Origin of the sequence: Oryzifoliimicrobium ureilyticum, assembly GCF_037199735.1 — a bacterium.
GTDB lineage: Bacteria > Pseudomonadota > Alphaproteobacteria > Rhizobiales > Rhizobiaceae > Rhizobium > Rhizobium ureilyticus.
Genome location: NZ_JBBBVQ010000014.1, coordinates 69,415 through 83,622, shown reverse-complemented (window position 1 = coordinate 83,622; position 14,208 = coordinate 69,415). Strand labels below are relative to the sequence as shown.

Below are 14,208 nucleotides of genomic sequence, written 5' to 3'. Positions count from 1 at the left end.
TGCCGAAGACCGCTCAAACGTCGGCTTTTGGCGCGTCGATCGCCGTTGCCTCATAAGCGAGTGCGCGCATTGATGAAAGCATCGCTGGCGTTACCACCTCACCCTCAAACAGGAAAGGCAGCGAAAGCCGAACGTCGTCGAGGCTTATTCACTGGCCTACAAAGTTCTTTGTCGTCATCGCGCCACCGATCAACGGTGGCGCGATCTGGTATCAGGTCAGGCAAGAAGTCGCAGTTTCGGCTCACGATCCCAGTATCGCTTGGTGGCGGCCGCCATGAACGCGTCACCTAATTCCAAGACACCATCATCAGGCTCGACCCCCGCCTTCTGCAGCAATGGCATGGCCTCAGGAGAATGACCAACAGCCTTCAGATGGCCAAACGCATCCATGACCCACTGAATCGCGGCCGCTTCGCGCAACAACATGTCGTTGCCTTGCTTGGAAAGGAGGACTGCGACAGCGTCGAACATCTGAGAGGGCGACCCGGCAAGCTGGCCATCGGCTTTGATTGCCTTCCCGTCGGAAAGCTGTGCCTTGCCGACCTTCGGCGCGACGACGAACGGCGTTGCTCCAGCTTTGGTGAGAGCATCTTTCAGCTTTGTGAGCACACCCGCGTCCGTGCCGTCGGCGATAAGGATCCCGATCTTCCGACCTTCAAGCGTTTCGAGCATGTTCTTCTGGATCGACAGAGCCGGAGATGGATCAAGATCCATGGGCTCCTTTGCGGCTGGATTGGGTTTTGGAAGATCAATCCCGAGCCCATCGGCAACACGTTTCGCCAAGTCCATATCAACATTCATGAGATTGGCGATCACCCGTGGCGGCACGTGTTCGAACTCCACCTTCGAAAGCTCAAAGACGAAGGAAGATGCAATATGAGCCTGCTCCGATACGGTTTGAGATTTCCAGAACAACCGCGCCTGGCTGTAGTGATCGGCAAAGAGCTCTGCGCGTACCCGCAGCTTGTCGCCTTGTTCGTTTTGACCCGACGCAGGTTCGAACGATCGAAAGCCGGTCACGGGACACTCGCGTGGGCCGCCTTCCTCGCCGGCAGCAGAAAGGCTGTTCGGCTCGTAATTCGCTCGTCCCTTCGGAACCGTCATCTGCATCATGCCATCGCGCTGAAAATTGTGCATTGGACACTTCGGCGCATTGATTGGTAATTGATGGAAATTGGCCGTTCCAAGGCGGGACTTCTGCGTGTCGAGATACGAAAACAACCTTCCTTGCAAAAGCGGGTCGTTGGTGAAGTCGATCCCTGGCACAATGTTGGCTGGACAGTAGGCGACCTGCTCTGTCTCAGCAAAGAAATTGTCCGGGTTTCGATCAAGGACCAGTCGGCCGACGACCTTGAGCGGCAAGACTTCCTCCGGAATGATTTTAGTCGCATCGAGCACGTCATAGGGAAGCTTGTTGGCGAAGTCTTCGTCGAACAGTTGGACCCCGAGCTCCCATTCCGGAAAATTGCCCGTGGCGATCGCTTCCCACAGGTCACGACGATGGTAATCGTTGTCTGCCGCCTGCAGCTTCACCGCCTCATCCCAGATGGTTGACTGTACGCCAAGCTTGGGCTTCCAGTGAAACTTGACGAAGGTCGATTTGCCTTCCTTATTGACGAAGCGGAAGGTGTGAATACCAAAGCCCTGCATCATCCGCAGGGATCGTGGAATGGCACGATCCGACATCGCCCACATCAACATATGCGTGGTTTCAGGCATGAGTGATGCGAAGTCCCAGAATGTGCCATGGGCGCTTCCCGCCTGGGGATAGGCGCGGTCAGCTTCCATCTTCACAGAATGAATGAGATCCGGAAATTTGATCGCATCCTGAATGAAAAACACCGGGATGTTGTTGCCGACGAGGTCCCAGTTTCCTTCTTGCGTGTAGAACTTGACTGCGAAGCCTCGCACATCGCGTGGGGTATCTACTGATCCCGCACCACCTGCAACAGTGGAGAAACGGACGAAAACGGGCACCTTGTCACCGACGCGCTGAAATAGATCCGCCGATGTGACGTCGCTCAGCGATTCCGTCAGTTCGAAATATCCGTGTGCGGCTGAGCCACGTGCATGGACGATGCGCTCGGGAATACGTTCATGATCAAAGTGAAAGATTTTTTCACGCAGAACAAAATCTTCCAGCAAGGTCGGACCCCTGTGACCAGATTTTAGGCTGTTCTGGTTGTCGGAAATCGGAATGCCCTGATTAGTGGTCAGACGGCCTTGCACAGCATGCGAGCCTTCAGACGCTAGTTGCTGATGGGTCTCGCCCCCTTTTCCTCGGTTGGTCTCAAACCCGTTGGTGTCAGCCATGTCATCGTCCTCCTGGTTGCATCGATCGGTAACGACATATGTTGAAAAGGATGTTCGGCAATGGACGCGCGAATTAATGTTTTCTTTTCAACCTTTCGTAGAAACGAAAGTGAGAGAAGCTTAGACAGCGAAGACCGCCGCGCTAGGAAATGAGAGGAAGAAAGCCCCGTTTCACCGATGTCCGGCCGTTCAACGGCTGTCGCTGGCGACGTCAGCAACCTGCCATCACGATCACCGTTGTTTCTCATGTTTCCGTCCCAATACGGATATAGGCACAAGTGAACTGGAACGGCTTTTCTCTCAAGGCGGGCATCAGTTGAAGACGACGACCGTAGTTCATGGTGAGTGCGGATAGATCGATCGCCTTCTCGACCTCGAATACGTTGTCCTTGTGGGGCAACGTCCAACTGCGAACCTGCTGCAACGCCTTCTTCGTCGCGGATTTCGCGTCAGGTGCCACGAGGAGAACATTTTTGTGAAGTTCGCCAAACTCGCTGCGATCGTATCCGCCAAGATTCAGGAAGAACAGTTTTTCCTGGTTATCAGGCATAGATGTGTTCGAGCCGACAATGACATCGTAGCCATCGGCCTGCTCAACTTCGCCCCAGCAATCCAGATGCAGGCTTTTGGGGTCTCCCCACCATTGCCGACGCAGGTCGTCTCGGCAATCTTCCGCCGTCTGGCCGATTGAAAAGCGCACATCGTGCAATTCTATGTTCGAGTTGCCACAGTCACCTCCAACATAGAACATGTAAAGCTTCAACGTCTCTTCTTCCATCCGATCGGCTTCCATTCCTTGTTCAAACTGCTTCAGCGCGAAGCCCAGCTTAGCTTGCAGCAATCTCGTCGATAATCGCCGAGGCGACTGTATTACCGAGTTGTTCGGCGCTGGTGATCCCTTGGACAAAGGGCAGTTTATGAAGAAGAAAGGGAATGGAGACACAATAGAGATTGTGGCTTAAGGGCTTATCGAAGCGCGGACGGAATTGACTATCAAGATCGATCCCTCCTGTGGCCACCACGGCAGTATCCTGCTTGGCCGCTAGTACCGAGGAAGCCTCCTGCGTCAGCGCCTCGCGCACCACACCCTGGCGGATGAGCGTCGGGAAGGGGACGTCCCAGGCTGATACGGCGTGTTGGCCGGTGGCATCGATAAAGGCGTCGAACCGATATGCGGTCTCGCCGACGCGAACAACAGCGCCCCGGTCGACACCTTCCCTTTCAAGTTCGTAGTCCGATCCCAACTTGCGCACTGAGAGCCGTCCAGCGCGATGAAGCGCCAGCAACCGTTCGATCGATTGGTGCGGCACGGTCGCGTAGTCGTCGACGAACATTGTCTTAAAATACCTATGAAATCGCTTGAGATCATCTTTCTGAAGGCGTGGCACGGCGCGGAGCAGCACTTCGTGCATCCTCAGGATCGAGTAGCGCCAAGCAACCGTCGTTTTGCTTGCCTTGTTGGCCTTGGCCTCGCCAAGATTAAGCGACGCCCAAGTGAAAGGATCATAGCGTTCGCGATCGGAGAAATATGCGTCTGCGATGGTCTCGACAGTCAGCATTCCAAGGCCAATTCGTTCAGCATATTCCGGATCATCGGCGAAGAGCTGCGCTCGAAAGAGGTCGAACAATTTGTCGAGAAGGCGATCCCCCGCTGTCTCTATCAGATGGTCAACGGAAGCGTCTGTGAATATGGTCAGTGAAACGTATGGGATAGTGCAATAGAAGTCAGCTTCAGGCAGGAGGCCTTTCCGCGACATCATCGTGATGTGGAAATTTGGCTCTGCCCCTGTGAAGTATTGAAGTTGCTCCTCGTCATCGAGCATGAACGCGCCGTGCGATGTGGCAACAGATACAACCGCATCAATACCGCTGAGGGACGTTCCAAGCACACCAACCGAAACATCCCCGATCGTATCGAGATTTCGGGCCGGCCATGGGGAAATGAAGAATCCTGGCTTGGTTTCGGTTTTCTCGGGCCAATCGTGACCGGTTGCCATGACCACATGGTCGAAAGCCTGCTGGACTTCCTCATTCACCGCGGTTTTTACCTTCACCGTGATATCGTGCTCGCCGAGTTCAACATCGATGACGCGATGGTTTGGCTTGACGTGCACGACATGGCCACGCTCGGCAGCGCTCATGACAAGCGCCTGAAACTGGGCCTGAAAATACTCACCCAGAACAATTCGGGGGTAGAACTCACGTTCTCCGATCCCTTGAGACTGAATACCCAGCATCGTGAGCTCAGCCGGGGTCTTTCGACGCAGCCAGTCGGTAAGACTTTCCCGCACAGGTGGCAGTTCAATGCTGGCTATGTTGGCAAGCATGGCGGGATCGTTAGCGCGAGGATGATAAGGAGTGCCTTTGCCTGGATCTGCGTTGGCCTCGTAGATGGTAATGGATAGCGAAACATCACTCTCTAGCAGACGTTTTAGAGTGTAGATGCCGGTGGGTCCGGCTCCGATAACGGCAATTTTAGGCAACTGACCACTCACACTGTGAAAGCTAAGGCGGGCGAGAACTGCGCTTGGGGCGCTTGCTCGAAGATGTTGGCATGCACGATTGACTTTCGATAAAGCACCACAGCAAGACAAGTTCCGCTGCCATCAGTAATTAAGCGATAGGCAGTGCGAGCAGCAAATCTTTGGGAGCTGGGAAAAAGTTCAGCTCCCCTGCGGAAGCCTCCACGTCGTCGCGATTGCATTGACCCATCGGGCTCACCGAACCTACCGGAGCCGCTGGAGCAATTCTGGCGAATACGCCGCTTTTTTATGACCACTCCGATGTTCTTTCCGAGCGGAACTTTCGCTTCCATCCAGGCGTTTCAGATTTTTGATTGAAAGCGCCTCATGTCGATACCGCATCCCATCCGCTTTTCGCCTGATCTCGAGAGCATCCAAGAGGATGAACAGAAAACGATTTCCGGCCTGAACGACCAATTCGATATTATCATGCGAACAACATCCGAGGATTACGGTCGTGCTGTGCGATCTGTTCATGCCAAAGCGCACGGCATAATCGAAGGAGAATTGACGATCGCGGCGGACTTGCCCCAGGAACTGAAGCAAGGGCTGTTTTCGGTCCCTGCAACGCATAAGGTCTATATACGCCTGTCGACCAATGCTGGCGATGTCCTGCCTGACGCCATTTCCCTGCCACGCGGATTCGCCATGAAGGTATTGGATGTAACCGGCCCTCGCCTTCCCGGCGCGGACGGCTCTACCCAGGACTTCATCATGGTCAATGGCCCCGTATTCCAGGCTCCGAACGCCGCTAAATTTCTGTCTGGCCTGAAGCTCCTTGCCAAAACCACCGACAGGATGGAAGGCACCAAGACTGTGATGTCGAGTGTGCTCCAAACCGTCAACAAAGGGCTTGAAGCGGTTGGCGTTTCGAGCCCGACTATTCAGTCGCTTGGCGGCGCGCCAAACGTTGATCCGCTGGGTGAGACTTATTTCAGCGTCACACCGTTTCGCTATGGAAACTACATCGCCAAGTTTAAATTGAGGCCGATGTCACGTGACCTGACCAAGCGGACGGGAGCCACAATTAACCGCCGTCTTGGCGACGATGCCATCCGGGAGACAGTGCGGGCTGAGATGCAGGAAACGAAGGCTGTCTGGGAATTCCAGGTCCAACTCTGTCGCGATCTTGAAAAGCAGCCAATAGAAGACCCCACTGTTGAGTGGTCTGAGGAGGACGCGCCGTTTGTGACCGTCGCGACGGTTACCGCCATGCAACAGGATAGTTGGGATGAAGCAAACGTGCGGAAGGTAGATGAAGAGATGCGATTCAGCGTTTGGACCGGCTTGGACGCTCATCGCCCCCTAGGAAACATCAATCGAGCACGCAGGGAACCTTACCTGCACTCGGCTGAGTTCCGGCGACGGTTCAATGGCTGCCCCATGCACGAACCCACTCAGTGATCGGCCCTCCGCGTTTCTTCCACTGGCGTTCCTTCCGGGAGCGCCTTCCTTTTTGTACTTGATGGAAAGCCTCTATGACAGACACTGTGCAAAATCCGGAATCTGAAGGCCCCTCGGGCGGATGGGGATCGGTCAAATCCATCGCGCGCATCATCGGTGATGACCGGCCGTCGCCCATGATTCTCGAAGAACTGGCCCGGCAAAACAAGCCGAGTGGCGTCATGTGCGTTTCCTGCGCTTGGCCGAAACCCGTCAATTATCACCCCTTCGAATTTTGCGAGAACGGCGCGAAAGCCACGATCTCAGATCTGACAAGCGCGAGGTGCACGCCAGAGTTCTGGGCCGATCATACGGTCTCGGAACTCCGTAACTGGAAAGATTATGACCTTGAGCAGACCGGACGGCTAACACATCCCCTGAGATACGACAGCGCAACGGATCGCTATGTGGAAGTTTCCTGGGAAGATGCCTTCACGGATATCGGCCGCACCTTGAAATCGCTTCAGCGCGATAGCGTGGTGTTTTACGCATCTGGGCATGCCGGCTTGGAAGCCTCCTACCTCTATGCCTTGCTTGCGCGAGCCTATGGCAACAACAATCTGCCGCAAAGCTCCAACATGTGCCATGAGACGACCTCCGTTGGATTGCAGAAGGTCATCGGATCTCCGGTCGGAACGATCATCTGGGATGATCTTGAAAAGGCAGATGCCTTTTTCTTCTTCGGCCAAAATCCAGGCTCGAACAGCCCACGCTTCCTGCACCCGCTGCAGGAGGCAAAGAAGCGCGGCGCGAAAATCGTCACGTTCAACCCCGTTGTCGAGCAGGGTCTTGTCTCCTTCGTCAACCCGCAAAGCCCGGTCGACATGCTGACGGGACGTGAGACACAGATCAGCGACAAGTATCTTCAAGTCCGCGCGGGCGGCGATATTGCCGCGATCCTCGGTCTTTGTAAGGTCGTGATCGAAGCGGACGATGCCGCCTTGGCAACCGGCGCATCGCGCATTCTCGACGTTGCTTTTATCGCAGAGCATACGGTCGGTCTGGAAAGCTTCATCGATCTCGTTCGCAGCACCGACTGGCCAACCATCGAGATGGAAAGCGGCTTGACCGAAGACGCGATCAGACGCGCTGGTGACATCTATATCCGCTCAGAACGAGTTATCGGTGTCTATGGCATGGGGCTGACCCAGCATTCGATGGGTGCTCTGAACATAGCGATGGTCGTCAACCTCCTCCTTTTACGGGGTAACATCGGCCGTGAGGGAGCAGGATGCTGTCCGGTGCGCGGTCACTCCAATGTTCAGGGGCAGCGGACAGTTGGCATAGCAGAAAAGACCAAACTCATTCCGATGGATAGGCTCAAGGCCCTGTTCGATTTCGATCCGCCGATGGAAGACGGCGTAACGATTGTGGATGCCGTAAAAGGAATGATGTCCGGAAAGATAAAAGCGACCATCTCCTTAGGTGGCAATCTGGTTCGCGCCGTTCCTGATCAAAAGGCGATGGAGCTTGCGTGGGCCCAGCAGGACTTGGCCGTGGTCGTGTCGACGAAGTTGAACCGAAGCCATCTATTTCCGGCGAAAAAGGCATACATCCTTCCATGCCTTTCGCGGCTCGAGCGCGATGATCAATTGAGCGGTGCGCAGGCGATCACGACTGAGGATAGCTTCTCGCATATTTCGGGATCGCTCGGAAAGAGAACGCCAGCCTCAGCGTATTTGCGGAGCGAGTTGTCTATCGTCACCGGAATCGCAAAAGCGGTCTTAGACCCTCATCCCAAACTGAAATGGGACGAGTGGACGGGCGATTACAGTCTCGTCCGCGATCTCATTGAAGCGACCTATCCGGATCAATTCAAGAACTTTAACGAGCGTATGTTTCAACCAGGCGGTTTCTACCGCGGTAATTCTGCTCACGAGCGGGTCTGGAAGACTGAAGAGAAGAAGGCCGTGTTCACCACGCCCAGTCAACTCAACGCGCTGACGTTTGATGATGCCGATGGTCGCTACCGTCTTATTACCATGCGGTCGAACGACCAGTTCAATACGACCATCTACGGGTACTCAGATCGCTTTCGCGGCATCGAGGGTACACGTGACGTCGTCTTGATGTGTCCTGACGATATTCAAGACGCCGGGCTATCGGAAGGGCAGAAGGTCACACTGGTCAGCGATTTCAGGGATGGGGTAAGGCGCGAGCTTGCCGGCCTCACGGTCACCGAACACAACCTGCCGAGAGGAACGATCGGAGCCTATTATCCGGAGGCAAATGTTCTTGTCGCGATTGACCATCATGACGCGCTATCCAAAACGCCAGCGTCGAAAGCAGTACCTGTTCGTATTGAATTGTGAGGTTGCGCCTATGTCGCTCCAGCTTCCCTTTCGCTGCCCGAAAAACCAACTGCAGGTGTCTTCATGAACGCTTATCTGTTCTCAACAGATCACGCGGGGCCGCATGAGCCTTACCTTGTCGTGAAGGATCAAAATGCGCCAAGGCCTGGCCATCCAGATGGTAAATCGTGGGTCCCCTGGAAACCTGTGAATTTGGAGGAGGCACCGCTGGACATTGAGCCGGGCAAGATCGTGACATCGATCGAACGAGACGGTTATTACGTAAGCAAATAGGCCAAGCACTTTGCTCGCCGGATTCTATGACTCCTTCACCAAACTGCCGTAAAGCCTTCCCATAGGAGCGCTGTGGTCGGTCTTCTGTTCGGAAAGTTAAAGCCGTTGAGGGTTTCTGCCTCGTCGGTCTATAAGCGGTGGGGTATTGCCAGTCCATCCGTCAAGACACACTCGGCTTTGCGCGGGAGAGGAAATTGATTTCGAAAACGTTTCTTTGCAAGGCATTGCTGGTCTTGGTGACCCTTTGTGCGCCTGCATATGCACAAGATCTGACGCTTGACAAATATGTCGTCTTGATGCGCCACGGCGTGAGGCCGCAGACCGATAGCAAGGAAATCGAAGCCTTGTCGTCCAGGACTTGGCCGACATGGGAGGTTGCCGACGGTCAATTGACCCCACATGGTGCGAAGGCTGCCGCGCAACTTGCACGCTGGGAAGGCGGCATGCTTCGCAGCCGAGGCCTGCTGCCAAAGGAAGGATGTCCGGCTCCCGGTGACGTCTTTGGCTGGGCCAATGGCTCCGTTCAACGGACGATCGACACCGGTAATGTCATGCTTGCCACTATGTTTCCAGGCTGCGGTCTGAGGGTCGGCTTCAATAAGGTAGATGACGCTCATCCGGTCGATCCTCTCTATGCACCGAGTGATACCTCGCTCGGAGCAGTGGATCCGGCGAAAGCAAAGGCCGCCATATTGGAGGCTGCAGGCGGTAGCCTCGACAAACCGCGCGCAAAGGCAGCAGCGCTGATGCATGAGCTGGATGGGATCCTGAATTGTTGTGCTCCCGCGTTATGCGAAAACACGGAGCAAGCTGCTTGCTCCCTGAGCAACCGCCCTTGGAAAATCAAGGAAAAGAAAGCGAAAGGCGATAGGCCAGCCTCGGTCGAAGTCGTTGGACCTCTCAAAGAGGCCGCGACGGTGGTTCAGGTCTTCCTGCTGCAATATGCTAATGGTTTTCCACTGGATAAGGTTGCCTTCAGCACAGTGAAGAAGGCGCAGGACATCATCCGCCTCTCGGAACTAAGGCAGATCAAGTACGATCTCAGCGTGCGTGTCCCCTATCTCGCGGCCCGTGACGGTTCCAATATTCTAAACCAACTGCTTCTCGCGGTTGCTAGCGCCCCAGGCGCAACGACAGCAGATGGCCCGCCGAACGGGAAGTTTATTCTCTTTGCGGGCTCCGACACCCAGCAAGCGGAAATTGGCGCGATACTGGGTGTTCATTGGCACATCCCGCCATACCTCGATGACGAAACGCCGCCAACCGGTACACTCGTCTTCGAACGGCTTCACGATGCAGAAGGAAAATTTTACGTCCGTCTGAAGTTTATTGCGCCGTCGCTCGATCAAATTCGCGATGCCTCCGCTTTGACCCGAACGACGCCGCCGATAGAGGCTGACATTTCCCTGCCGGGCTGCGAAACGCTCGATCGAGATGGCGCGTGTCCGTTGGATAAGTTTCTGGAACTAACACGTGCTAAACTGGATATGACTGCAGTAGCAAAGCAGAGCTACGGTTCGAGATAAATCTTAAGACGGCGCTATCACCGATTTGCCTATGGCGATCTGAATAGGTGCCAAAGGATGATCTCTCAAGAAATAAAGGCGAGTAAAAAACCGCAGAGCGAAAGACCTCGATGCTGATCGACGGGGAGCTCGCTGACCACGTGTTTAATTTGCACCCGGCGCGCGCTCTTTTCGGACAGATGGACCTCTCAACATGAGCGCTACGCCAGACAATGCGACCCCCGCAGCAAATAGCTCCTGGACTGTGAGCTGCTCCGCCAACAGGGCGGCTGACAGGAGCAGCGCCCATAGATCCTCCTTCGTAGGGATGGCGGACATCGCCCACGGGTCGAGCGATGTCCGCGGCTCAAAGCTTCGATCTTCTTGTCATCAAACTTTTGGCGGCTGAAGCTTATCCTGCGTTTTATGATCGAAATCGGCAGAATCATGCCGTTCGTGGAGTTGGTCTGACAGATCGCCGCTCAACCGATTGACCTTCCTGCCGCGCTTGACAGCTGGCCGATCCAAGACGGCATCAGCCCAGCGCTGAACATTTTTGTAGTCCTGCACAGACAGGAACTCTCCCGCATTATATTGCAAACCCTTCGCAAGACCCCCATACCAAGGGAAAATGGCGATGTCGGCGATGGTATAATCGTTTCCAGAAACATATTCGGTTTCAGCCAGACGACGGTCCAGCACGTCCAACTGCCTCTTTACCTCCATTGCAAAGCGATTGATCGCATACTCGATCTTCACGGGCGCATAGGCATAGAAGTGACCAAAACCGCCGCCGAGATATGGTGCGCTCCCCATTTGCCAGAAAAGCCATGAGAGGCACTCGGCACGAGTCGCATGATCTTTCGGAAGAAAGGCATCAAACTTTTCTGCAAGATACAAAAGGATAGCGCCGGATTCAAAAACTCTGACAGGCTTTGGACCACTGCGATCCATGAGAGCCGGTATCTTGGAATTCGGATTGACGTCTACAAAACCACTGCCAAACTGATCGCCATCGCTGATCTTGATCAGCCAGGCGTCGTATTCGGCGCCAGAATGACCGAGAGCGAGAAGCTCTTCCAGCATGATCGTCACTTTCTGGCCGTTGGGCGTGCCGAGCGAATAAAGCTGCAATGGGTGCCGCCCGACCGGCAGTTCTTTTTCGTGGGTAGCACCGGCGATCGGCCGATTGATATTCGCAAAAGCACCACCGCTTGCCTGGTCCCAAGTCCAAACCTTTGGTGGCGTGTAGTTGGAAGTATCGCTCATCGTTATTCCTCATCGTGATCCCCCTGCAATGTTCGGTGCGCAGGGGCTCGGCCTGCAGTCTACTTAGTCCGGCTAAGCGATGTCACCTGCCTCGAAGGATTTTGTTATAAAAGTCAAAGCGACGGAAAGACATCAAATCGCGAAATCGCATCAACCTCCTCCGTTGATCATCAGCATCGGCAGCAGGACAATCGAAAAGGTTAGGTAACAGCGAGCCAAGCCACGAGAGCAAACGCCGCAAATCATCGGAGGCCCATCCTTGAAGTATCGAGGCACAGATTTCCTTTCGCGCCGTGTATGTCTCAGGATCCGTCCCTCCAAACCATGGAACAACGTCAAAGAAATTGCCGGAACAAGCTTGATACAGAGGGAGGTGCGAGAAGCCGGCCGCCTGCAATGCGATCGGAAAGCAGGAAATCCAAACAACTATGAGAGTTGGGGGCGCGTACCAATCTCTACGACTGGAAAATCGTCTCTACGTCGTTCCTGAGCATGTCACTTTTCGCTCATACGAACCACCGCACTGGCTGATCGACACCCGACTGAATTTCGCGGCAGATCTAAAACGACGGCAAGACACGCCATGGCCGACGAAGTCAAACACAGAAGAAAGCTATTGCAGCCGACACTCTACAAGACATTGGCGTCACAATTTTCAGCACATGGATTTGTTACGCTTTGGAAAGCAGCAACTCAGCCGGGTATCTGTCTGCTGCAATTTTAGAAAATCGTCTGACGAGATTGATATTTATATGAAATTCAAATTTCATATTAAGTGGCATGAAATCTGCTTCTCCTGTTCCGACTGAGCGAAAGCTTGGCTGTCGTGGATAACAGAGGGAAACAGCATGACCACACCATCATCGAACGCCCGACATGAGACCGGCATGATTGCGACCCTCAGGGCGATGATTGCGGCGGGCGTTGCGGCCATCTCGCTGACGGCGGTTGCCGCCGGGCCGTCATTTGCTGCCGGAACGCTACGCATTGGCATGACGGCCTCCGATATTCCGCTCACGACCGGTCAGACCGACCAAGGCGGCGAAGGCCAGCGCTTCATGGGTTACACCGTCTATAACTCGCTGATTGAGTGGGATCTGTCGAGCGCCGACAAGCCATCCGTGTTAATCCCGAGCCTTGCCACTTCCTGGCAGGTCGACGCGACCGACAAAACCAAGTGGATTTTCAAGTTGCGCGACGGGGTCAAGTTCCATGACGGGAGTGTTTTCAATGCCGATGCTGTCGTCTGGAACCTCGACAAGCTTTTGAAGACCGACGCGCCGCAATTCGACAAGCGCCAGTCGGCCCAGGGAAAGTCGCGTATACCAGGCGTCGCATCCTATAAGGCGATCGATCCGCTAACGGTGGAAATCACCACGAAAGGACCGGACGCCACGCTTCCCTACCAGCTGAGCTGGATCCTGATGTCCTCGCCGGCGAACTGGGAAAAGCAGGGCAAGAACTGGGACATCGTCGCTCAAAAGCCCTCCGGCACCGGCCCGTGGAAGCTCGAAAACGGCTTTACTCCGCGCGAACGGGCCGAACTCACGCCTAACAAAGACTATTGGGACAAAGCGCGCGTACCGAAACTCGACAAGCTCGTGCTTATCCCCCTCCCGGAGCCTAACACACGTGTTGCCGCGCTACGGTCCGGCCAAGTGGATTGGATCGAGGCGCCAGCACCGGATTCAGTGCAGTCGCTAAAGGATGCAGGTTTCAAAATCATCACCAATTCCTATCCGCATAACTGGACCTGGCATCTGTCTCGCATCGAGGGTTCTCCTTGGAACGACATTCGCGTCCGCAAGGCCGCTAATCTCGCGGTCGACCGAGCCGGCTTGAACGAATTGCTTGGCGGCCTCTCGGTCCCAGCCCAGGGCTACATGCCGCCCGGTCACCAATGGTTCGGCAAACCGACCTTCAAGCTTGACTACAATGTCGAGGAAGCCAAAAGGCTCATGAAAGAAGCGGGCTATACGCCGGAAAAACCGCTGACGACAAAGGTCATCATCTCCTCGTCGGGCTCAGGTCAAATGCTTCCGCTGCAGATGAACGAATACATCCAGCAGACGCTCGCGGAAGTTGGCATCAAGGTTGAATACGAGGTGATGGACTGGAACACGGTCATCAATGTATGGCGGGCAGGCGCCAAGGATCCGAGTGCCAAGGGTGCGACGGCAATCAACTACAGCTACTTTATTCAAGATCCGTTCACCGCAATGATCCGCCAGTCGCAATGCAACCTCGCTCCGCCGAATGGGACCAACTGGGGTTACTATTGCGACAAGGAGATGGATGCGCTGTTCGACAAGGTGCGCAATACTTTTGACGCCAAGGAACAGGATAAGGTGATGCAGCAAATTCACGAGAAATATGTGAACGATGCGCTGTTTTTGATGGTGACACACGATGTCAACCCGCGAGCCATGACGGCCAAAGTGAAGGGCTTCGTGCAGGCACAGAATTGGTTCCAGGATTTTTCACCGATCACGATGGAATGATGTCGAGCATGCAACGCGCTGCCAGCTGAACCACGGCAGCGCGTCGCTTCCGATGATGCTCGAATTGCCT

General features: G+C 54.8%; 8 protein-coding genes. 4 read left to right on the top strand and 4 right to left on the bottom strand.

What is annotated here, in order from left to right:
• Positions 1-216 precede the first annotated feature (216 nt).
• The 3 genes from VQ830_RS18570 to VQ830_RS18560 all read right to left on the bottom strand — a co-directional run bounded on the left by VQ830_RS18570 (position 217) and on the right by VQ830_RS18560 (position 4,796).
• Positions 217-2,313: a catalase gene (locus VQ830_RS18570; RefSeq protein ID WP_337269645.1), complete on the bottom strand. Its 2,097-nt coding sequence runs from the start codon at positions 2,311-2,313 to the stop codon at positions 217-219.
• Between the two features lie 244 nt (positions 2,314-2,557).
• Positions 2,558-3,091 (bottom strand): DUF1543 domain-containing protein, encoded by a 534-nt coding sequence (locus VQ830_RS18565; protein WP_337269644.1) that lies wholly within the window; start codon positions 3,089-3,091, stop codon positions 2,558-2,560.
• Between the two features lie 49 nt (positions 3,092-3,140).
• Positions 3,141-4,796 (bottom strand): FAD/NAD(P)-binding protein, encoded by a 1,656-nt coding sequence (locus VQ830_RS18560; protein ID WP_337269643.1) that lies wholly within the window; start codon positions 4,794-4,796, stop codon positions 3,141-3,143.
• A gap of 366 nt (positions 4,797-5,162) precedes the next feature.
• Between VQ830_RS18560 and VQ830_RS18555 the strand changes: the two genes are divergently transcribed.
• The 3 genes from VQ830_RS18555 to VQ830_RS18545 all read left to right on the top strand — a co-directional run bounded on the left by VQ830_RS18555 (position 5,163) and on the right by VQ830_RS18545 (position 10,389).
• Positions 5,163-6,239, top strand: a complete 1,077-nt coding sequence (locus VQ830_RS18555) for a catalase family protein (protein WP_337269642.1) — start codon at positions 5,163-5,165, stop codon at positions 6,237-6,239.
• 74 nt (positions 6,240-6,313) lie between these two features.
• Positions 6,314-8,590: an FdhF/YdeP family oxidoreductase gene (locus VQ830_RS18550; RefSeq protein ID WP_337269641.1), complete on the top strand. Its 2,277-nt coding sequence runs from the start codon at positions 6,314-6,316 to the stop codon at positions 8,588-8,590.
• Positions 8,591-9,057: 467 nt separating this feature from the next.
• A complete protein-coding gene (locus VQ830_RS18545; protein WP_337269640.1) occupies positions 9,058-10,389 on the top strand; it encodes a histidine-type phosphatase in 1,332 nt (443 codons plus the stop codon).
• A gap of 369 nt (positions 10,390-10,758) precedes the next feature.
• On the opposite strand, the gene yghU is transcribed toward VQ830_RS18545, so the two are convergent.
• Positions 10,759-11,637, bottom strand: coding sequence for a glutathione-dependent disulfide-bond oxidoreductase (yghU, locus tag VQ830_RS18540; protein ID WP_337269639.1), 879 nt, complete (start codon positions 11,635-11,637; stop codon positions 10,759-10,761).
• A gap of 908 nt (positions 11,638-12,545) precedes the next feature.
• Here yghU and VQ830_RS18535 point away from each other — a divergent pair.
• Entirely contained in the window at positions 12,546-14,138 is a 1,593-nt protein-coding gene (locus tag VQ830_RS18535; RefSeq protein ID WP_337269720.1) for an ABC transporter substrate-binding protein, read from the top strand.
• The last annotated feature ends 70 nt before the right edge of the window (positions 14,139-14,208 follow it).

Coding starts and splice junctions, on each gene's coding strand:
- VQ830_RS18535 (WP_337269720.1), top strand. CDS start 12,546: ATGATTGCGGCGGGCGTTGCGGCCATCTCGCTGACGGCGGTTGCCGCC.
- yghU (WP_337269639.1), bottom strand. CDS start 11,637: ATGAGCGATACTTCCAACTACACGCCACCAAAGGTTTGGACTTGGGAC.
- VQ830_RS18570 (WP_337269645.1), bottom strand. CDS start 2,313: ATGGCTGACACCAACGGGTTTGAGACCAACCGAGGAAAAGGGGGCGAG.
- VQ830_RS18550 (WP_337269641.1), top strand. CDS start 6,314: ATGACAGACACTGTGCAAAATCCGGAATCTGAAGGCCCCTCGGGCGGA.
- VQ830_RS18555 (WP_337269642.1), top strand. CDS start 5,163: ATGTCGATACCGCATCCCATCCGCTTTTCGCCTGATCTCGAGAGCATC.
- VQ830_RS18565 (WP_337269644.1), bottom strand. CDS start 3,091: ATGGAAGAAGAGACGTTGAAGCTTTACATGTTCTATGTTGGAGGTGAC.